The organism is Candidatus Arcticimaribacter forsetii, assembly GCF_910589745.1.
In the GTDB taxonomy this organism is placed as follows: domain Bacteria; phylum Bacteroidota; class Bacteroidia; order Flavobacteriales; family Flavobacteriaceae; genus Arcticimaribacter; species Arcticimaribacter forsetii.
On record NZ_OU342399.1, the window covers coordinates 1,408,745 to 1,427,655 of the forward strand.

22 protein-coding genes and 1 tRNA gene are annotated in these 18,911 nt (G+C 33.4%); 11 read left to right on the forward strand and 12 right to left on the reverse strand.

Annotated elements, in window-relative coordinates:
- Nucleotide 1 precedes the first annotated feature (1 nt).
- Nucleotides 2-286, forward strand: coding sequence for a TIGR03643 family protein (locus NG655_RS06340; RefSeq protein ID WP_252158495.1), 285 nt, complete (start codon nt 2-4; stop codon nt 284-286).
- Between the two features lie 2 nt (nt 287-288).
- On the opposite strand, the gene murA is transcribed toward NG655_RS06340, so the two are convergent.
- The 3 genes from murA to NG655_RS06355 all read right to left on the reverse strand — a co-directional run bounded on the left by murA (nt 289) and on the right by NG655_RS06355 (nt 2,800).
- Nucleotides 289-1,596 carry a UDP-N-acetylglucosamine 1-carboxyvinyltransferase gene (gene murA / locus NG655_RS06345; protein ID WP_252158496.1) on the reverse strand — a complete coding sequence of 436 codons (1,308 nt, stop codon included), beginning with the start codon at nt 1,594-1,596 and terminating at the stop codon, nt 289-291.
- A gap of 6 nt (nt 1,597-1,602) precedes the next feature.
- Nucleotides 1,603-2,253: a DUF4290 domain-containing protein gene (locus NG655_RS06350; RefSeq protein WP_252158497.1), complete on the reverse strand. Its 651-nt coding sequence runs from the start codon at nt 2,251-2,253 to the stop codon at nt 1,603-1,605.
- 76 nt (nt 2,254-2,329) lie between these two features.
- On the reverse strand, nt 2,330-2,800 hold the full coding sequence (locus tag NG655_RS06355) for a DUF493 family protein (protein WP_252158498.1): 471 nt from the start codon (nt 2,798-2,800) through the stop codon (nt 2,330-2,332).
- Between NG655_RS06355 and NG655_RS06360 the strand changes: the two genes are divergently transcribed.
- The 5 genes from NG655_RS06360 (at nt 2,739) to NG655_RS06380 (ending at nt 7,088) form a co-directional block, all read left to right on the forward strand.
- The gene (locus tag NG655_RS06360; protein ID WP_252159093.1) at nt 2,739-3,221 is read left to right on the forward strand and encodes an AAA family ATPase; all 483 of its coding nucleotides are present in this window, start codon (nt 2,739-2,741) and stop codon (nt 3,219-3,221) included. The two genes, NG655_RS06355 and NG655_RS06360, sit on opposite strands and share 62 nt — an antisense overlap.
- Nucleotides 3,214-5,103 carry a RecQ family ATP-dependent DNA helicase gene (locus NG655_RS06365; protein WP_252158499.1) on the forward strand — a complete coding sequence of 630 codons (1,890 nt, stop codon included), beginning with the start codon at nt 3,214-3,216 and terminating at the stop codon, nt 5,101-5,103. The genes NG655_RS06360 and NG655_RS06365 overlap by 8 nt, the downstream gene beginning before the upstream one ends.
- A 1-nt stretch (nt 5,104) precedes the next feature.
- Complete coding sequence (fmt, locus tag NG655_RS06370; RefSeq protein ID WP_336511174.1) at nt 5,105-6,040, forward strand: methionyl-tRNA formyltransferase; 936 nt, start codon at nt 5,105-5,107, stop codon at nt 6,038-6,040.
- Between the two features lie 127 nt (nt 6,041-6,167).
- The gene (locus NG655_RS06375) at nt 6,168-6,440 is read left to right on the forward strand and encodes an HU family DNA-binding protein (protein WP_252158500.1); all 273 of its coding nucleotides are present in this window, start codon (nt 6,168-6,170) and stop codon (nt 6,438-6,440) included.
- A gap of 96 nt (nt 6,441-6,536) precedes the next feature.
- Nucleotides 6,537-7,088: a YqgE/AlgH family protein gene (locus NG655_RS06380; protein ID WP_252158501.1), complete on the forward strand. Its 552-nt coding sequence runs from the start codon at nt 6,537-6,539 to the stop codon at nt 7,086-7,088.
- On the opposite strand, the gene NG655_RS06385 is transcribed toward NG655_RS06380, so the two are convergent.
- Together NG655_RS06385 and NG655_RS06390 are read right to left on the reverse strand one after the other, a co-directional pair.
- On the reverse strand, nt 7,085-7,930 hold the full coding sequence (locus NG655_RS06385) for an aminotransferase class IV (RefSeq protein WP_252158502.1): 846 nt from the start codon (nt 7,928-7,930) through the stop codon (nt 7,085-7,087). The genes NG655_RS06380 and NG655_RS06385 overlap by 4 nt on opposite strands.
- 6 nt (nt 7,931-7,936) lie before the next feature.
- Nucleotides 7,937-8,329, reverse strand: coding sequence for an START-like domain-containing protein (locus NG655_RS06390; protein WP_252158503.1), 393 nt, complete (start codon nt 8,327-8,329; stop codon nt 7,937-7,939).
- Between the two features lie 125 nt (nt 8,330-8,454).
- On the opposite strand from NG655_RS06390, the gene NG655_RS06395 reads away from it, so the two are divergent.
- Nucleotides 8,455-8,528: transfer RNA gene (locus NG655_RS06395), tRNA-Met, on the forward strand.
- A 178-nt stretch (nt 8,529-8,706) separates the two neighbouring features.
- On the forward strand, nt 8,707-9,168 hold the full coding sequence (locus NG655_RS06400) for a flavin reductase family protein (RefSeq protein WP_252158504.1): 462 nt from the start codon (nt 8,707-8,709) through the stop codon (nt 9,166-9,168).
- Nucleotide 9,169: 1 nt separating this feature from the next.
- Here the strand turns inward: NG655_RS06400 and trxB are convergent, their stop codons facing one another.
- The gene (gene trxB, locus NG655_RS06405) at nt 9,170-10,117 is read right to left on the reverse strand and encodes a thioredoxin-disulfide reductase (protein ID WP_252158505.1); all 948 of its coding nucleotides are present in this window, start codon (nt 10,115-10,117) and stop codon (nt 9,170-9,172) included.
- 250 nt (nt 10,118-10,367) lie between these two features.
- Here trxB and fbp point away from each other — a divergent pair, with 250 nt between their 5' ends.
- A complete protein-coding gene (fbp, locus tag NG655_RS06410) occupies nt 10,368-11,411 on the forward strand; it encodes a class 1 fructose-bisphosphatase (protein WP_252158506.1) in 1,044 nt (347 codons plus the stop codon).
- On the opposite strand, the gene NG655_RS06415 is transcribed toward fbp, so the two are convergent.
- Both NG655_RS06415 and NG655_RS06420 read right to left on the reverse strand, forming a co-directional pair.
- Nucleotides 11,389-12,432: an alkane 1-monooxygenase gene (locus NG655_RS06415; protein WP_252158507.1), complete on the reverse strand. Its 1,044-nt coding sequence runs from the start codon at nt 12,430-12,432 to the stop codon at nt 11,389-11,391. The two genes, fbp and NG655_RS06415, sit on opposite strands and share 23 nt — an antisense overlap.
- Before the next feature lie 55 nt (nt 12,433-12,487).
- A complete protein-coding gene (locus tag NG655_RS06420; protein WP_252158508.1) occupies nt 12,488-13,336 on the reverse strand; it encodes a DMT family transporter in 849 nt (282 codons plus the stop codon).
- 178 nt (nt 13,337-13,514) lie between these two features.
- Between NG655_RS06420 and NG655_RS06425 the strand changes: the two genes are divergently transcribed.
- Nucleotides 13,515-14,207, forward strand: coding sequence for a sulfite exporter TauE/SafE family protein (locus tag NG655_RS06425; RefSeq protein ID WP_252158509.1), 693 nt, complete (start codon nt 13,515-13,517; stop codon nt 14,205-14,207).
- Here the strand turns inward: NG655_RS06425 and acs are convergent.
- Nucleotides 14,200-16,110 carry an acetate--CoA ligase gene (acs, locus tag NG655_RS06430; RefSeq protein ID WP_252158510.1) on the reverse strand — a complete coding sequence of 637 codons (1,911 nt, stop codon included), beginning with the start codon at nt 16,108-16,110 and terminating at the stop codon, nt 14,200-14,202. The two genes, NG655_RS06425 and acs, sit on opposite strands and share 8 nt — an antisense overlap.
- 106 nt (nt 16,111-16,216) lie before the next feature.
- Here acs and NG655_RS06435 point away from each other — a divergent pair, with 106 nt between their 5' ends.
- Nucleotides 16,217-16,591 carry a DUF983 domain-containing protein gene (locus tag NG655_RS06435; RefSeq protein ID WP_252158511.1) on the forward strand — a complete coding sequence of 125 codons (375 nt, stop codon included), beginning with the start codon at nt 16,217-16,219 and terminating at the stop codon, nt 16,589-16,591.
- A 13-nt stretch (nt 16,592-16,604) separates the two neighbouring features.
- On the opposite strand, the gene NG655_RS06440 is transcribed toward NG655_RS06435, so the two are convergent.
- Genes NG655_RS06440 through NG655_RS06450 form a run of 3 tightly spaced genes read right to left on the reverse strand, consistent with a single transcriptional unit; the run spans nt 16,605 to nt 18,855 of the window.
- The gene (locus NG655_RS06440) at nt 16,605-17,351 is read right to left on the reverse strand and encodes a GDSL-type esterase/lipase family protein (RefSeq protein WP_252158512.1); all 747 of its coding nucleotides are present in this window, start codon (nt 17,349-17,351) and stop codon (nt 16,605-16,607) included.
- Nucleotides 17,341-18,120: a carboxylesterase family protein gene (locus NG655_RS06445; protein ID WP_252158513.1), complete on the reverse strand. Its 780-nt coding sequence runs from the start codon at nt 18,118-18,120 to the stop codon at nt 17,341-17,343. The genes NG655_RS06440 and NG655_RS06445 overlap by 11 nt, the downstream gene beginning before the upstream one ends.
- A gap of 24 nt (nt 18,121-18,144) precedes the next feature.
- A complete protein-coding gene (locus NG655_RS06450) occupies nt 18,145-18,855 on the reverse strand; it encodes a copper homeostasis protein CutC (RefSeq protein ID WP_252158514.1) in 711 nt (236 codons plus the stop codon).
- Nucleotides 18,856-18,911 lie beyond the last annotated feature (56 nt).

Consider the following 18,911-nt stretch of genomic DNA (forward strand, 5'->3'; position numbering starts at 1 on the left):
TATGAAAAAGGAATATAATTTTAACGAAAGAGAACTCGACCGTATCATAGAAATGGCTTGGGAAGATCGTACCCCATTCGATGCAATTAAGGATCAATTCGGCATTAAAGAACAAGAGGTAATTACCCTTATGCGACTCGAAATGAAACCTACTAGCTTTAGGTTATGGCGCGCAAGAGTTCAGGGAAGAAAAACCAAACATAGAAAATCTAGAGGAATGGAAGTAGATCGATTTCGATGTAGTAGACAGCGAAATATAAGCAACAATAAAGTATCTAAGAGGTAAGATTATACCCGCTCAATATTTGCCCCAATAGCTTGTAAACGTTCTACTATGTTTTCATAGCCGCGATCAATCTGTTCTATGTTATGAATGGTACTTGTTCCTTTTGCAGATAATGCAGCAATTAATAGAGAAATTCCTGCTCGGATATCAGGAGATGTTAAAGTAGCAGCTTTTAAACTAGACTCAAATCCATGTCCAATAATAGAAGCTCTATGAGGATCACAAAGTATAATTTTAGCTCCCATATCGATTAACTTATCGGTAAAGAATAACCTGCTTTCAAACATTTTCTGATGAATCAAAACACTTCCTCTAGCTTGCGTAGCTACTACCAATACTATACTTAGCAAATCTGGAGTAAATCCGGGCCAAGGAGCGTCTGCTACCGTAAGAATGGAACCATCGATATAATTTTGAATTTCATATCCATCCGTATGAGCTGGAATATGAATATCATCTCCTTGTTTTTCAATGGTTAATCCTAATTTTCTAAAAACAGTTGGAATTTGACCTAAATAATCCCATTGAACATTTTTAATTGTTAGCTCACTTCTTGTTAAAGCTGCTAATCCGATCCAACTTCCTATTTCTACCATATCCGGTAAAATACGATGATCAGTACCCTTAAGCGCAGAAACACCTTCAATAGTAAGTAAATTAGAACCAATGCCACTGATCTTGGCTCCCATCCTATTCAACATAGAACAAAGTTGTTGTAAATAAGGTTCACATGCAGCATTATAAATTGTAGTAACTCCTTTTGCAAGAACAGCAGCCATAACGATATTCGCTGTACCCGTAACAGAAGCCTCATCTAACAACATAGAGGCACCTGTAAGCTCTTCAGCTTCCACACTATAGAAATGTTCTTCTCTGCTGTAATTAAAACGTGCCCCTAAATTAATTAACCCCTCGAAATGTGTGTCTAGACGTCTTCTTCCTATTTTATCACCTCCTGGACGAGGTATGCTACCTTTTCCAAAACGAGCCAATAAAGGTCCTACAAGCATAATTGAACCCCGTAATCCTCTCCCGTCTATTTTGTATTGATCTGATGACAAGTAATCTAAATTAATTTCATCTGCCTGAAAAGAATAACTACCTGTAGCAATTTGCTCTACCTTAACTCCAAAATTTCTGAGTAATTGTATTAATTTATTGACATCAATTATATCGGGAATATTATTGATGGTAACTTTTTCTGGGGTTAATAAAACTGCACATAAAATCTGTAGTGCTTCATTTTTAGCACCTTGAGGAGTTATATTTCCTTTTAACTGTTTCCCTCCTTTTATAATAAATGATCCCATAGTGATCTAATAACGTTTTCTGTTGTTGCGGTTTCCTTTTCTTGGTTTTGACACCTGATTACTTTTAGGTCCATTACCATTCTTTGGTTTAGACTTTAAAAATTCCTCGGATGAAGTGAGAGGTAAATGAGTTGGATTAACAGATAAGGTATTTTCAGATAATTCTGTTAAATGATTAAAAATTACTTGATCGTCAACGGTGTCTTTATTCCAACTTAAAAAACACTTTTTCATGTGATTAGCAATATTAAAAACTAGTGCATCTTTCATTTCTCCTTCCTCCCATTTTCTGGCCACATCAATCATACTTTTAATGTTGTTTCCATAAAAACGATATTTAGGAAAGTTCTGAGGATAAGTTAACGGTTGTGGACGCTCTTCAAGTAATTCACGAATTGGCTTTTCAAAAGGACTATCGACATCTAAATTAAAATCAGACATAATAAATAGTTGATCCCATAATTTATGCTGAAAATCTGGTACATCTCTTAAATGAGGATTTAAGTTTCCCATGACACCAATAATGGCTTTTGCTTTTTTATTTCGTTCCTCTCGATCTTCAGTTTCAAGCATTTGATTTACCATTATATGAAGATGTCTTCCGTATTCCGGAATAATTAAAGGGGTACGTTCTGAGTTATACTGTAGTGCTTCCATGAAGTGTTTTGATGGATTGATAGGTAATTCATTGCAAATTAATCTATTTTAAAGAATTACTGAAATTTTTGAACTTTTATAGTGTAATAATACCCTCGATAGCGCTAGCTGATTTATAAATCTGAATAATTTGATCCGGGTTTTTCATTGTGGCTAAAAAAGAAACACTAACAAAAGTGTTTTTACTTGAGTTTTTGAGTTTTAATTTAGCATCACTCCCTGCAAACAATTTCTTTAATTGTTCTACCTTCTGTGCATCTCCACGAATTATGAATTTAAACAAAAAAGGACCTGGCCATTTTTGAGAATCTGTTAATTGTTGGTGAAAACGTGAATAAAATTCTTCTGAATCTTTATTAGGAATCATTAAGACCGCTATTTTTACACAAATATAGTCCAAATAGATAAACTCATAGATCATCAGACCAAAAACTCCATATAAAATTGTAATTAGCGGTGGACCAGGAAGCGGTAAAACCACACTAATCAATTTATTAAAGAAACATTCTTTTTTTTGTTTCGATGAAATATCGAGAGATTTTATCAAACTAGGTAAGGAAAATGGTTTAGATAATTATTTTAAAGAGGATCCTCATGCTTTCAGTAGACACCTTTGGGAAGCTCGAAAAAAACAATTTGAGGAAGCTTTAAACCTTGAGGAACCTGTAATCTTTTTTGACCGTGGTGTGCACGATGTGGTAGCTTATTTGAACTATATAGAAAACCCCATCTCTTCTTGGGAGAACGAACTTAAAAACTTCAAATACGATGTTGTTATTCTGATTAAACCAGAAGAAAAAATTTACGTTCAAGATGATGACCGGATGGAAACATTTGAGGAAGCCGTAAAAGTTCATGAACAGATAAAAAATAGTTACGTAAAATCAGGTTTAAAAATAATAGAACTCCCCTTTACCACTCCAATCAAAAGACTCAATCTTGTTTTAAAACATTACAAAAATGAATAACCCCAAAGAAATACTTAAAAAATACTGGGGTTTTGATTCATTTCGATCTCAGCAAGAAGAAATTATAAACCGGGTACTCGAAAACAAAGACACAGTAGCTTTACTCCCTACGGGTGGAGGAAAATCATTGTGTTATCAATTACCAGCTTTTTTAACAGAAGGGTGCACTCTTGTAATTTCCCCCCTAATTGCTTTAATGCAAGACCAGGTAGATCAAATGAATGCCAAGGGCATTAAAAGTATGATGCTCACGAATACTCAGCCTTTGAATATCCAACTTGACAATTGCCAATATGGAGATTTCAAATTGATGTATTGCTCTCCAGAAAAAGTTCTTTCAAAGGAATTTAGACAACGAATTAAAGAATTAAAAATTAATAGAATTGCAGTTGATGAAGCGCATTGCATCTCTGAATGGGGTAATGATTTTAGACCTGCTTTTAAACAAATAAACAAACTAAGAGATTTATTACCTGATATCGCTATACTTGCAGTTACAGCTACAGCTACACCTATAGTTTTATCAGATATAATCAAAAGTTTAAATCTAAAGGATAGCTGTCTTTTTCAAGAATCCTTTGTACGTCCAAACATCAGAATTAATTCGATTTCAACTGAAGACAAATTTGGGACATTAATCAAGATTTTATCAGGTAATCCTGATTCTGGAATAATTTATTGCGGCAGTAGAAAAACTACGGAACAAGTTGTGAAAATATTAGAGCAGAATTCTATCTCTTGTGCTTATTATCATGGGGGAAGGACAACCAGCGAGCGTAAAGAATTGCTTCAAAATTGGCTGAGTGAGAAAACAAAAATAATGGTCGCTACAAATGCTTTTGGAATGGGAGTTGACAAAAGCGATGTCCGAACTGTTATTCACTTAAACCTCCCTTCTAGCATTGAAAATTATTATCAAGAAATTGGAAGAGCAGGAAGAGACGGTAACAATGCAAATGCCTATTTACTTTTTCAAGCAAGTGACAAAAAAAGAACAAGAGAACAGTTTTTACAATCCTTACCCGACAAAAAATTCATAAAAACATGCTATAAAAACTTATGTAACTATTTAAACATAGCCTATGGTGAAGGAAATGATCTAATTAATAATTTGTCATTAAAAGAATTCTGTAAAACATATAATTTAAATCCAAAAAAAACTTTAACCACCTTAAACTATTTAGAACAAGAAGGGGTTTTTAACTTAATTCAGTTCAGTAAGCAAAGAGCAATGACTACTTTTCTGCTTAATCAAAATCAAACTTTAGAACTACTGAAGTCTCAAAACGAGACCACACAAATTTTTCAGCATATCATTAGAAACTATCATAATATATTTAATGATACCGTGGAATTAGATCTCGATCATATTGTTCGTTTAACAAATCTACCTTTCAAATCTATAATAAGTGCATTAAAGCAATGGCATAGTGAGGGCAACATAGAACTTAACTATGCACAAACAGATATTCAAATTCAGTGGCTTGTTCCAAGAGAAGACCAATACACTCTTGCTCCTTTACTACAAAGACTTGAGCAAAACCAAAACGTTAAAAAAGAAAAGGTAGAAGCTATTATCGAGTTCGCCTATTCAACTAAAGCTTGTAAACAAAAGCAGATATTGAATTATTTTGGTGAAAAGAATACTCAAAAATGTATGAAATGTAATGCGTTAGAATGCTCACAAACTAACACAATAGACCACAAACTATTATCTGAATTAATACTGGAACATATAAAGGAAAACCTTATTAGCCTAAAAGAACTTGATCTATCAATATCAGATTATAGTACCTTTGACATTGGAGAATCGGTGCGGATTTTATTAGAAAACAAAAAAATACTATTAACTAAAGATAACAAACTAAAAATCTATTCATAATATGAGAATTGTTTTTATGGGAACCCCTCAATTTGCAGTTTATGCACTTAAAGCTTTAAACGAATCGAAAAACCAAGTTGTCGGAGTTGTAACTAGTGTAGATAAACCTGCTGGAAGAGGGAAGAAATTAAGACAATCCGCTGTTAAAGAATATGCCGAATCCAAAAATCTAAATTTATTACAACCAGAAAACCTAAAAGATCCTGGCTTTATAGATGAATTAAATGAACTTGAGGCAGATGTTTTCGTGGTAGTAGCTTTTAGAATGCTTCCAAAAATAGTATGGAGTTTACCTAAACACGGGACCTTTAATCTACATGCCTCCCTTTTACCCAATTACAGAGGGGCAGCACCAATTAATTGGGCCATTATAAATAATGAAAAAGAAACTGGAGTTACCACTTTTTTCATCGATGATAAAATAGATACTGGTGCAATATTATTGAAAGAAACAATTCAAATAGATAAAAACGAGACTGTAGGCACACTTCACGACAAATTAGCTCCGCTGGGTGCTTCGGTTATATTAAAGACAATAGACTACATTAAATCTAGCCCTACTCCTATTCCTCAAACCCTTAACGGTAATGAAAAAGAAGCTCCTAAACTTAATAAAGAAAACACCAAAATTGATTGGAATTATTCTCTTTCAAAAATAGATGGTCTAATTAGAGGACTGAATCCATATCCTGTTGCTTGGATGGGTATTCAAAATGGAGATGAAACTCTAAAGATTAAGATATTCAAAGCAAAAATACTAAAAGAGGATCCTCAAAAAGAAAGTGGCACGATCTATATAGAGGACAAAAACATCAAAATTGCGCATAAACAAGGAGTATTAGTTATTGAAGAATTACAGTTACCCAATAAAAAAAGAATGGAAAGTAGGGCATTATTAAATGGTTTTAGCTTTAAAACAGGCTCTAAAGTCTTATAAATACTAGGATTATCAACAAAAAAGGATATTTATTAACAAAATCATGTTTTTTTTAGCAAAATCCTTGGGACTTCCAGTAAACACTATATATTTGTTTGTATACATTATTAATTTAAAAATTCACACTATGAACAAAACAGAATTAATCGACGCAATGGCAGCTGATGCTGGCATCTCTAAAGCAGCTTCAAAAAAAGCTCTTGAATCTTTTCTTGGAAACATCCAAGGTACACTTAAAGGTGGTGGACGCGTATCATTAGTTGGATTCGGATCTTGGTCTGTATCTGCTAGAGCTGCTCGTGATGGAAGAAATCCACAAACAGGTGCTACAATTAAAATCGCAGCTAAAAATGTTGTGAAATTTAAAGCTGGTGCTGAATTATCTGGATCTGTAAACTAATTTTACAACCATTTACAAATACAAAATCTCCTTCGGGAGATTTTTTTTGCTTCAAATTCAAATATTTTGAGAAATAATTCCTAATTTAATGATACGATGGAAATAAATCAAGGGAAATTATTGGTAGCAGAGCCTTCTATATATGGAGATGCAAACTTTCATAGGTCAGTAATTTTACTCGCTAATCACAAATCCAATGCCTCTCTGGGATTTATTCTGAACAAGCCATTTGATTTTCTATTAAACGATATTCTACCTGAAATAAAAAATCCAATACAAATTCATTACGGTGGTCCTGTAGAACCTGACAACCTCTATTTTATTCACAATACACCAAAACTTATCTCCGATAGCATTAAAATAAATGATGAATTGTATTGGGGAGGAGATTTTGAAAAAGTAATTGAACTGCTGAATGAAGGTTCTATTAATGAAGAAAATATTCGTTTCTTCCTTGGATATTCTGGATGGGGAGAAAATCAACTTAAAAACGAGGTTGAATTAAATTCTTGGATTATAAAAGATAATTTTATAGGTAATAAATTAATTAGCGTAGACTCTAAAACACTTTGGAGCAAACAAATTACCTCCTTAGGTGGGGAATATTTAATTTGGGGCAACGCACCCGAAAACCCCAGCCACAACTAACTTAAACGATAGCTAGTAATAAATTTGGAAAATAAAAACTCCGCTTTCGAAGGAGTAAATATTTTCTTACGGTATTGTTTCACCGATTTTATTCCATGTTCTACACTGACTACAAACAGTTCATCTGATTTTTGTAAATCAAATGGAGAAATTGGTCCCTCCTCAAAATCCATCCCATCCGTTTTTTCTATGATATCAATAATAAGTTGTCGATATACAGAAGATCTGCAACCACTCGTTATTGGAGCTGTTTTGATCTGATCTCCTTTTACTGAAAAAATAGCTCCTTCTAATGTTTCCGTAACCTGTTTATCTTCATTGATAAGGATTAAATCCTCAAAATTATTTTCGAATGCAAAAACAGAAGCAAGCGTTCGAAGACGTTTGTTTGAAGATTCCAAAGTTCCATACAATCCTTTTGTAATCCAATGGTCTTTATATAGTTCTATACTACGCGTTCCAATTTTAAGAGTGGAGGGTATAGAAGAAGCTTTAGCTTTAATCAAAAAAGAAGTTGAAACTATAGAGTTTTCTCTTGTGGGTTGATCCGCAGAGAAAAAAGAAAGTGAAACCAAAGATGAATCAGATGATAGATTATTTGAATTAAGGACAGAATGAATCTGTTCTTCTAAATATTCCATTGTAAAATTCATGGGTATCCCCATTCTAAGAATTCTCATTGAAGCCATCATCCTAAAATAATGTAACTCCCAAAACTTAAGTTTACCCGCTTCTACTCGAATTGTTTCTTCAATAGAAACACCGTTGTTTATTAATCCATTTAACTCAGCCTCTGGAAGCGAGTTAATATGTGAATAAACACTACCATTACATACAATCATAGGCTTTTAAACTGATCCCAGAACCTGTTTTAAACTAGAAACTAAATTATTCCAAAGCATTTTTGCTTCCTCTAATTCATCCTCTTCAGCAAAATCAGTAATGTTTAAAGAAACATCTTTTGTAATCTCATCGACAACAATTTTAAATTCAAAATAGCAATCGTCTTGATCCTCCTCGTCATTCATCCAACGAAATCTAACTTTTTCATTGTTTTTTTTCTGTATAAGCTTAGCGTATTCTTCTGCATCACCCCAGATAAATGTATAATCTTCACCCCTAGAATTTACATTATCCGAGAACCATTCAGATAAGCCTGAGGGAGTTGAGAGATATTGAAACAATAATTGAGGGGAAGACTGGAAGTCAAATTCTATAGTGAATAGGGTTTTAGTTGTCATTTAAAATTTATTTACCACCAATATATTGAAAATATATAAAAATGTTAGTAAAAAATAAAGAGTTTTTTAGAGATAAAAAACGAATAGATTAAATTCTATTTTTTTATATTTGCAATCGTAATTTTGGCGAGGTAGCTCAGTTGGTTAGAGCGTCGGATTCATAACCCGGAGGTCGGGGGATCGTGCCCCCCTCTCGCTACATTAAAAAAAGGCTTTACATTTATGTTGAGCCTTTTTTTATTCAATAATTAATCTGTTTTAATATCTGCTTAAATTAATTAATGGAGTGCATACCTTTCATTATAATTAATAACAATCCTCTTTTATAACTATCTTTGTCACCAAAATGTATTTGGAAAGCGAACATGCAGAAGAAAATGAAATTAAATAAAATAGATCTTAAAAAAGTTGCAGGAAGTTTTGCAACTGGAGTAACAGTAATAACAACTCGAGATAAAGAAGGAGGAGTTGTTGGGATGACTGCTAGTTCTTTTGTTTCTGTTTCTTTAGACCCTCCTCTGGTTTCCTTTTATGTAGACAATAATGCTAAACTCATGAAACAACTTACCGAGGGAGCAACCATTGGTATTAGTATTTTAGCTTCCGACCAGGAAAATGTAAGCAACCATTTTGCAGGCTATCCAGATCCAAACTTACCTATAGAACTAGAAGAAAACAATGGTTTCCCACTAATCAAAAACGCATTGGGTTGGTATATTACAAAAGCCATACAAATCATTCCAACAGGAGATCATCATATGGCTTTGTGTAGTGTTGAAAAATTAGGGAGAAATGAAGAAAAACAACCCCTCCTCTACTTTTCCGGTAAATATCTTTAAGCTATTCTTTTGCAGCTAAATAACGTTCTGCATCAAGAGCTGCCATACATCCAGTACCCGCTGCTGTAATTGCCTGACGGTATACGTGGTCTGCAGCATCACCCGATACAAAAACTCCGTCTAAATTTGTCTTAGAACTACCTGGAGTGTTTATGATATAACCTGTTTCATCTAACTTGAGATAATCAGCAAATATTTTAGTATTAGGCTCGTGTCCGATCGCTACAAAAAATCCAGTTGCAGGAATTTCTATAACCTCAGCTGTCCTATTGTTCTTAGCACGAACTCCAGTAACTACTTGACCATCTCCAAGAACTTCCTCTGTTTCGGTATTAAATAAAATTTCAATATTTTCTGTATTCTGTACACGCTTTGCCATGATTTTAGAAGCTCTAAACTCATCCCTACGAACTAACATAGTTACTTTAGTACAAAGCTTTGAAAGATAATGCGCTTCTTCACAAGCAGAATCTCCAGCACCTACAATTACAACCTCTTGGTTACGATAGAAAAAACCATCACAGACTGCACATGCAGATACTCCTCCACCAAGTTTTAAATATTTTTGTTCAGAATCTAATCCTAAATATTTTGCAGAGGCACCCGTTGAAATAATGATTGTATCAGCATGGATTTCAGTAGTTTCATTTACCCAAACTTTATGAACTTCTTCAGAAAAATCTACTTTAGTAATCCAACCGTCTCTTACGTCTGTCCCAAAGCGTTGCGCTTGTTCTTGTAATTCGATCATCATTGCGGGTCCAGTTATTCCATTTGGATATCCAGGAAAATTCTCTACTTCATTCGTAGTAGTCAGTTGACCACCTGGCTGAGAACCTTGATATAAAACAGGAAACATATTTGCACGTGCCGCATAAATTGCTGCTGTATAACCTGCTGGTCCAGAGCCTATTATTAGACATTTAACGTGTTCAATCTTTTGTGACATAAGTTTATTTTTCTGTGGTTAATAACCTGATTTCTTTATTCAGGAAACAGGCTAATAATTAAAGGGCTAATTTAGTGAAACATAAAGTTGACTAACAACAATTTTATAAGATTTATTGATAAATATATAAGAAAACAATGGTGTTATTGGAATTATAATAAATATCTCTAAATAGAAATATCTTTAGAATGTTTTGATTTTATTAGAGGTTATATTTACCAAAAATATATCAACTTCATAATATCAAAGAATGAAACAGCCAAAATTTCAAACCCTAGGTGAATTTATTATTGAAAATCAAAAAGAATTTGTTTATTCTACCGGAGAGCTTTCAAGGTTAATAAATGCGATTCGTCTTGCAGCAAAAGTTGTTAATCACAAAGTAAATCAGGCTGGTCTAGTTGATATTGTTGGACAAGGGGGAGAGTTAAATCATTCTGGGGAGTCACAACAAAAACTGGATGTATTTGCAAATGACGTTTTTATAAAAGCCCTTACTAACAGAGAAATTATTTGTGGTTTAGCCTCTGAGGAAGAAGATGATTTTGTAAGCATCAACGGTGCGGAAAACAACAACGAGAATAAATATGTTGTACTAATTGACCCTCTTGATGGGTCTAGTAATATTGATGTAAATGTTTCTGTTGGTACTATTTTTTCTGTATATAGAAGAAAAACTCCAACAGGAAGCCCGGTTACTATAGATGATTTTCTTCAAAAAGGAACCGAACAAGTTGCCGCAGGATACATTGTTTACGGAACCTCAACTATGCTAGTATACTCTACTGGTCACGGAGTAAACGGGTTTACATTAAATCCATCTTTAGGAACCTTTTATCTTTCTCATCCAAACATGAGATTCCCTGAATCGGGAGCTATTTACTCCATAAACGAAGGAAATTATAATTACTTCTCAGAGGGAATTAAAAAATACATAAAATATTGTCAAGAAAACTCTGGAGATCGTCCATATACAGCACGCTACATTGGGTCTTTAGTTTCAGATTTTCATAGAAATTTGATAAAAGGTGGAATTTATCTATACCCTAAATCAAGTAAAAACACGTTTGGAAAACTCCGCCTTTTATATGAATGTAATCCCATAGCTTTTTTGACGGAACAAGCTGGAGGTATTGCAACGGATGGTAAAAACAGAATATTAGAATTAAAACCTGAAGAACTCCATCAGAGGGCTCCTTTTGTTTGTGGATCTCCTAAAATGGTAGAAAAGGTTATTGAGTTTGAAAAAGAATTTTCTTATAAAAATTCAGCTACTGTGGAAGCATCGTCCTAGGAACTCTAGGGTTCATCAACTTAAACCACAACGGAGGAACCAGTGCAATTAAAATACTCGTAGGATAACCAAAAGGAAGTTGAGGACTTTCCCGTTTGTGTTCTAAAACTTGATACTTCTTGGACGCCTTGTAATGATGGTCACTGTGTCGGGTTAGCTCGTACAAAACTATTCTACCAATTAGATGATTAGAGTTCCAAGAATGTATCGTTTGAACTCGCTCATAACGTCCTGATCCTGTTTTACTTCTCAAAAGCCCATAATGCTCTATATAGTTGATGGTCTCAAGAAAAAGAAAGGAAAGCACACCAACTGATATACCAAAAAGCATAGTTTCAAAACCAAATAAGAAGTACAATGAAGCTAAATACAATCCTTGAAATAAAATATAGAAAATCATTTCGTTTTTCAAAGACAAAAATGATTTGTTTGCAGATTTTAATAAATGAATCTGAATATTCCAAGCACTAAAGTATTGCCTTATAACCGAAGTGACCCAAAAATGATATAAGACCTGATTGTAACGAGAAGTTGCTGGATCTTCAGAGGTTGCAACTTTCTTATGATGTCCAAAATTATGCTCTAAATAAAAATGCATATACAAACATGGCATCAGCAAAAGCTTTGACATTGTTTGTTCAATTCTTGTTTTTCTGTGCCCTAATTCATGAGCAACATTTATTCCATTGGTTGCTAATAAAATCCCCAAGGAAAGAACTAAACCTATTTGCTCTGAGGTAGTTAATTCTCCTAAAGAGATAACATAAAACCCATACCCTAAAATTCCAAAAACAAGAGGAAGATTCCCGTACAACATAACGTCAAAAAGGATGTTTTTAAGTCGGCTAGACTTATCATCTTCTGCTAACTCATGTTCCGGACTTTGAACTAAAACCTCTAACAAAGGGATGACTATAAATGCATAAAATACAGATCCGTAAGAATATATCCCTAGAAAGTATATGGACAAAAGAGTCGATAAAGGGATACTGTAAGCAAATAAGTATTTCAAATCTTTCATGTCAAAAAGCTTAAAATTTGAAGTTTAAGGTAAGCAAAATATTCTAAAAAACTGACTAACCCTTACGACTCTTATAAATAACGTTTAATGAAAGGCTAACAATTACAAGTGCTGTCCCTAATAAATTCCAAAAAGTATACACTTCTTGAAAATAGAAAATACCTAAAGAGAGTGTAAATACTACCTCTACATACTTAAAAGGAGCAATCATATACGCTTGTCCAAACTGAAAAGCTTTAGTCATGAATAACTGACCAAAATACCCGAAAATTCCTAGAGAAAATAACAACATCCAATCGACTAAATCTACTGGTTTAATCCAATAAAATAAGGTTCCTATTCCTCCTACTATCGTAGCTATCCCCATGAAATAATGTACTACAATTACAGGATGGTCTTGGTGTCCAATTTTACTAATTAATATATAAACTATGGAACTAAAAAAAGCAGCACCAATCGCAAAAGCGACTCCTACTTTTGAAGAAGTAGAATCAAAATCTTTGATTAAAACTACTCCAATAAAAGCAATGATAAAAAAAAACCACTGTAAAGGGAGTATTTTTTCTTTAAGAAAAATAACAGCTAATATGGCTGCAAATAATGGAGCTACATAACGAAGGGTTACAGCAGAACCCACTGAAATAAATTGAACCGAAGCAAAGAATAAAATCATAGAAGTCACTCCAACCAGCCCTCTATAAATAAGTAATGGCATTTTATTCCCTCTAAATGATATCTTATTGTATTTCAGGAAAATAGTAGTGAAAAACAAGGACCCGATAGATCTAAAAAAAACCAGCTGAAAAGGCGAATAATGATTGAGTTCTTTGATTATAGCATTCATTAATGCAAATGCTAAAGTACTTAGCAACATAAACCGAATAGCCTCTGATAGATTTTTCAAGCAAAAAATTTTTGCAAAGATGGTCAAAAATACAAAGCAGACTTAAAATAACCCGCTATATTTTATCCTTATAAAACCAATATAAAAACCTAATTTTGAAAAAAAAATAAGTATCGAAACTTCCTCTTTTTCAGAAATCATCTCACACCCAAGTTTTTACCTAGCTGCTATTGCCGCTATGTTTCTGGGAATTTCTAAATCCGGTATTAAAGGAATTGCTGCTCTTATTGTAACACTTCTCGTTATTAGCTATGGAGCTAGAGCATCAACAGGGATAATTATGCCTTTACTTATTGTTGGAGATATTTTTGCTATTGTGTATTACAATCGTTTTACTCAATGGTCCTATATACTGAAGATGATCCCGTGGACCATGGCTGGAGTATTATTAGGAGTGTTTTATGGATATAGTATAAACGAGGAAAGTTTTCGAATTGGGATGGCTATTATCATTCTAATTTCTGTTATTGTTATGTACTATTGGGATTTACAGAAAAACAAAAAAGTACCTACCCATTGGAGTTTTGCTGGTTTACTCGGAATTACAGCTGGTTTTACAACCATGATAGGTAATTTAGCCGGTGCATTTGCGAACATATATTTTCTAGCTCAAAAACTTCCTAAAAATGAATTTATAGGAACAGCAGCATGGTTGTTTTTCATAATAAACATTTTTAAACTACCCTTTCACATTTTAGTCTGGGAAACCATTAACTTAAATTCAATTAAAATTAGTTTAACACTAATTCCTGTTTTGTTATTGGGTCTTCTAGTTGGAATTAATTTAGTCAAGAAAATAAAAGAAAATACTTATCGTAAAATCATATTATTTTTCACTGCACTTGGTGCGGTTATTATATTTTTCAATTAATAAGTGTTGTTTTTATTTCCTCAACTATTTCAGGATTTAACAAAGTTGAAACATCTCCTAATTGATCAAATTCATAGGAGGCTAATTTTCTCAATATTCTTCTCATTATTTTTCCACTTCTAGTTTTTGGCAATCCACTAACAACCACAATTCGGTCTGGCTTTGCAATGGGTCCGATTGTATCCGAAATTAATTGTCTTATTTCCTTTATTAAATTCTCGGTATTCTCAGTATTTTGATACAGAATTATATAGGCAATTAAAGCATTCCCCTTTAAGTCATGAGGATATCCAACTACAGCACTTTCTACAACTTCAGGGTGTTCGTTTATAATGTTTTCAATTGGTGCAGTTCCTAAATTATGCCCTGATACAATAACAACATCATCAACTCTTCCTGTTATTCTGTAGTTCCCATCTTCATCTCTTAGAGCACCATCTCCAGGGAAATATCGACCCGGAAAAGCAGAAAAATAAACCTCTTGATAACGATCATGATCTTGCCAAATAGTTCGTGCAATAGATGGCCAAGGATAATTAACAGTCAATATACCCTCTGCTTGCTTTTCCATTTGTGGTACTCCTTTATCATTAACCAAAGCCGCTTGAATTCCAGGTAAAGGAAGCGTTGCATAAGTAGGTTTGTGTGGAGTCACCCCAGATAAATTTGAAATTAAAATACCTCCTGTTTCCGTTTGCCACCAGGTATCTACAATAGGAAGTTTATTTTTTCCTACATGGGTATGATACCATTTCCAAGCTTCTTCGTTTATCGGTTCACCAACGGACCCTAAGGTTTTTAAACTACTTAGATCATGGTTGGTTACATGAGTCGTTGGATGTTTCGCTAAAGCTCGAATTGCTGTTGGAGCTGTATAAAACTGATTTACTTTGTGTTTTTCACAGATTTCCCAAAATCGATCCCATTTAGGATACGAAGGAACCCCTTCAAAATGTAACGTTGTTGCTCCACAAGCAAGAGGTCCGTAGACCATATAACTATGTCCTGTTATCCAGCCTATATCTGCAGTACACCAAAAAATATCTTCTGGAGCAGTCTGAAATACGTTCATAAAACTGTAAGCAGTATACACCATGTAACCTCCGCAAGTATGAACCATTCCCTTAGGTTTTCCGGTAGAACCAGAGGTATATAAAATAAATAAAACATCTTCAGAATCCATAATTTCGGGGGTGCAATTTGTAGATAATCCATCTACAAAGTCATGCCACCAAACATCAATACGATTACTCCAGCTGATCGATTCAAAAGTTCGTTGTAATACAATACATTTTTTTATTGTATCGCAAGACTTTAATGCATCATCAGCTATATCTTTCAGAGGAACGGTCTTGTCACCTCTAAAAGCTCCATCGGCTGTTATTAAGCATTTAGAACCTGAATCTTGAATTCTAGCAGCAAGTGCTGCTGAAGAAAATCCTGCAAAAACTACGGTATGAATAGCTCCAATTCGAGCACAAGCGAGAACTGCAATTGTTAATTCTGGAACCATCGGCAAGTAAATACAAACTCGATCCCCTTTTGATATCCCTTGGTTTTTTAAGCCGTTTGCAAACTTACAAACTGCTTCAAGCAATTCTTTATAGCTGTAGTTAACTGATTTATCGCCAGGTTCGTTAGGCTCCCATATAAGAGCAAGCTTATCAGGATTTTCTTTAACATGGCGATCTAAACAATTTTCTGTAATATTTAATTTTCCTCCTTTAAACCACTCGGTCGAAGGTACATCATTCCAATTGTAATTTAAGACGTTATCAAACGGAGTCTTCCACTCGAAAGTATTTGCAATGTCTTTCCAAAATTCTTCTGGGTTTTTTATAGCATATTGCTGGGACTCTCTATACTCGTCTAAGGAATTAATTCTATAATTTTCGAGTGACATTGGTTTAATTTTTATAAGATTTTAAATATAAAAAATATAGTAAGAATCTCTTTAAAAGATATTATAAATTATCATAAAAGGTTTTATTTTTGGGTAAATTAATTTTATGATATTTAAGAAAGGAAATAAACTAAACAGCATACTCCCAATTCGATGTCCACAATGTCACAAAGGAAAATTCTTAGAAAAACCTGTTTACAATTTCTCTAGCTTTACAAAGGTAAGGTCAAAATGCGAACATTGTAATTTAAATTATAGCTTAGAGCCTAGTTTTTATTTTGGATCCATGTACATTTCTTATGGAATAGGAGTCGCTATTATGGTAGCTACTTCCATTATATCCAATTGGATTACAAACGTATTTTCTTTTAAAGCAACCTTTATTGCAATCTGTGCTGTTCTTTTAATATTAGGTCCCTACATAAATGCGCTTTCAAAAATTATTTGGGCAAATATTTTTTTCAAATATAGGGGTGAATAAAACTAGAGTTAATTTACTTTAAAGCTTTTAAAATAATTTCTTCCATTACTTTATAACCTGCTAAATTTGGATGAACAAGATCATCATTTGAAGTGAATTCTGGTACCTTTAATCCTCCATTTAAATCCACCATCGATGAATAATAATCTACATATGACACCTTGTTCTTTTCGCAGTATTTTTTTAAGATAGAATTCAGCTTCATCACTTTGGGAGCAGGTTCTAAACCAGGAGACCAAGGGAAGTCTATTGCGGGAAGTGTAGAACAAATATAAACTGATATATCATTAGCCATTGCAATCTCTGTCATAGAAATTATGTTCTCAGCAATATGTTCAATAGCTATTGGACCTGTATTTCGAGCGATATCATTTATACCTGCTAAGATAACAACACTTTTAGGTTTAAGATTAACGACATCTGATCTAAATCTTACAAGCATTTGTGGTGTTGTTTGCCCGCCAATACCTCTGTTTATAAATGGATTATTTATAAAAAAATCTTGGTTAAAGGAGCTCCAACCTGAAGTAATGGAATTTCCTATAAAAACAACACGATTTGGGTCTTCAATTTTTTGTAGTTTTTCATTTTCAACTTTAAACATGCCTAAATTCCCCCAATCCATCAAGGTTCCATTACCTGCGATTGTGATTTTAGGCAATCCCAAAATTTTATCATAATTATCAGCTCCAATTAAATCTTGAGCATTAGCGGTCACAGTCAAAAAAAATAAGATCGTAGTAATTTGCTTAATGTTCATTTTGTTTCGTTTTAGAATATATCCATTTCAAAAAATCTTCCTCAGCGAATGCAAAATCCCAACTAATATGATCAATATTTTCATATATAGTCATCCTAGGATTTCCTCCTGCTTTTTTTATGGCTTTTACAAGATCCAAGGTTCTTTTAGGGCTTACAACTTTATCATCAGAACCATGAAAAACCCATAAGGGTACTTTATTAGCGTATTGATCAACAAATTTTGTACTTCCATTTCCACAAATAGGAGTTGCAGCAGCAAACATATTGGGTCTCCTATATAAAATCTCAAAAGTCCCCATAGCACCCATAGACAAACCACTAACATAAACTCTATTTTTGTCAACTTGTTTCTTTTGAATGAACTCATCCATTAAAAGGATGACTAATCCCAAATTTTTATTTGGTTCAGAAGGTTCATCAGGAAACGTTATATCCCAAGAGTCAGATTTTAAGTTAGGCCATCTATCATTTTCTGGACATTGTGGGAAAAGTACCCAGGAATTATATTTCACTCTGTTTTCAGGTTCTAAAAAAAGTGCTCCTCCATGCTTAAGCTGTGAAATATTATCAGCACCTCTTTCTCCAGAGCCATGCAAAAACAGATGAACAGGGTATTGTTGATTAGGGTTATAATTCAAGGGTTTTAAAAGTCTATATTTAAGAGTATCTTTTTTAAAAACAAAAAACTCATGTTCGTATAAATCAAAATTTTGTGAACTTAAATCACAAAAATGAAGTAAAAAAAAAAGTAAGCTTATGTATTTCATTTGATTTAAATTTTTAACTATAAATTATTTACAATGACTAATTATTTTTTTTAATTTCTCATCATCCAACTGATATTGAGTCTGTTTTAAAAAAGATAACTCTATAACCTTTATAAAATCTTTTGGAATCTCTTTTTTGGCTGAAAGATGAATCCAATCAAATTTTGGATATGTAAAAAGGGCACAATTTAAATGGCTTATTCCACCCCCTGGCATAATATCTAGAGCTCCATTAGACAATAATTTCAATTGTTTAAGCAATTCAAATCCATCCGCAGCATGTTCTTTTTGACCAGCTGTCAAAATTGTATTGAAACCAACATCAATTAGCTGTTCTAGAGCCTCTAATGGATTTTTAACCACATCAAAAGCACGATGAAAAGTTAAAGAAGTTGACCCAGCAACAGATCGTATTTCTTTTAACTTACCTAGCGGTAGATTATGATTAGAATCGGTTATACCAACCACTAAACCAGTAACTCCAATTTCTTTAAAACGATGCATATCTTTTAAAATAAGATCGTATTCTTTTGAAGTGTAATTGAAATCGCCACTTCGTGGTCGAATTAAAACATGAATTGGAATTTTAAGTTCAGCAAGAATCTGCTCTATCAAACCTAGGGATGGTGTTACCCCCCCAACAGACAATTCTGTACATACTTCAACTCGATCTGCTCCTAGAAATTGTGCTTTTAAAGCATCTTCAAAACTAGTAACACAAACTTCAATATTCATAATTTTAATATTCTTACAAATTCAGACTATATTATAAAAAATCAACAACTATTGAA